A 1,061-nucleotide genomic window follows, 5' to 3' on the forward strand; every position below is an offset into this window, starting at 1 on the left:
AAAACGTGACTAAAATTATAATTAAATCAGTGTCAAAGGTTGTTTGATTCCTGTTTATTGTCCTATCTAATATCTTTTTCAGCCATGATATTCGTAAAAATTTTCTACGAATATCATGGCTGAAATTTTTCACGAGCATATCTGGAACGTCGCTGAGTCTCATATTGGCATTGCCAGACACAAATTGCAGACTTGGTCAGCACCCACGTTTTTTGAAACATTACCCGATCCAAAACTACTCGAAGCTTTTAAAACAAAGTTAATTAGTACCGAAAGCGCTCGGTATATCAATAACTATTATACCAATCTTTATTCTTTGAGTAGTGATATTTTGGTTTTACCCATTGTTGGCGAAATGTCTCGTTATTCTTATTGGTCTTTGGGTATGGAAGAAATGGCCAAGTTGTTAGATGTGGCCAGAGCCGACGAAAAGTACAAAGGGGCAGTTCTTAAAATTTCCACACCGGGTGGGACTGCCGACGGATGTTCGTTGTTGGCTGATGCAGTGACTAACTTTCGTAAATCAAAACCTGTGGTAACATCTACTAATCGTTGTTTGTCAGCTGGCTACTTTATTGCCTCTCAAGGTGATGAAATCGTGGTTGAGGATAGCGCCATGAGTAGTATCGGGTCTATTAGTTCACTGTTTATCTACGAAAATTACTCCAGACAACTACAAATGCAAGGGGTTGATGTCGAAATGATTCGAGCTCAAGGTGGAGAAAATAAGGCAAAGATTAACCCTTATGAACCTTTGACTGAGGAGACCAGAGGATATTTACAGGCACAGACCAACGCGGCTCGTAAGGAATTTGTAGGCTATGTAAAACGTGGTAGAGTTGGAAAAATCAAGAATGAGGATGTTTTTTCAGGCAACGTTTATGGAGCAAAGGACGCCATCACCTTGGGTTTAGCTGATAGAATAGGAGATTTTAACTCAGCCATTAAGCGCTGCCAACAGTTGGCCCACGCCTAATTTGCTTTTTTAGTTTTGCACACTTTTAATACTATACGATAATGTCAAAAAGTACCTTACCGGCAAAAGATTGGCTATTGCAAGT

1 protein-coding gene is annotated in these 1,061 nt (G+C 39.6%); it reads left to right on the forward strand.

Annotation, left to right across the window (positions count from 1 at the left end; genetic code table 11):
- Positions 1–115 precede the first annotated feature (115 nt).
- Positions 116–976 (forward strand): S49 family peptidase, encoded by an 861-nt coding sequence (locus GVN22_RS27350; RefSeq protein ID WP_166554162.1) that lies wholly within the window; start codon positions 116–118, stop codon positions 974–976.
- Positions 977–1,061 lie beyond the last annotated feature (85 nt).

The organism is Cellulophaga sp. BC115SP, assembly GCF_009905545.1.
GTDB classification, from domain to species: domain Bacteria; phylum Bacteroidota; class Bacteroidia; order Cytophagales; family Spirosomataceae; genus Flectobacillus; species Flectobacillus rivi.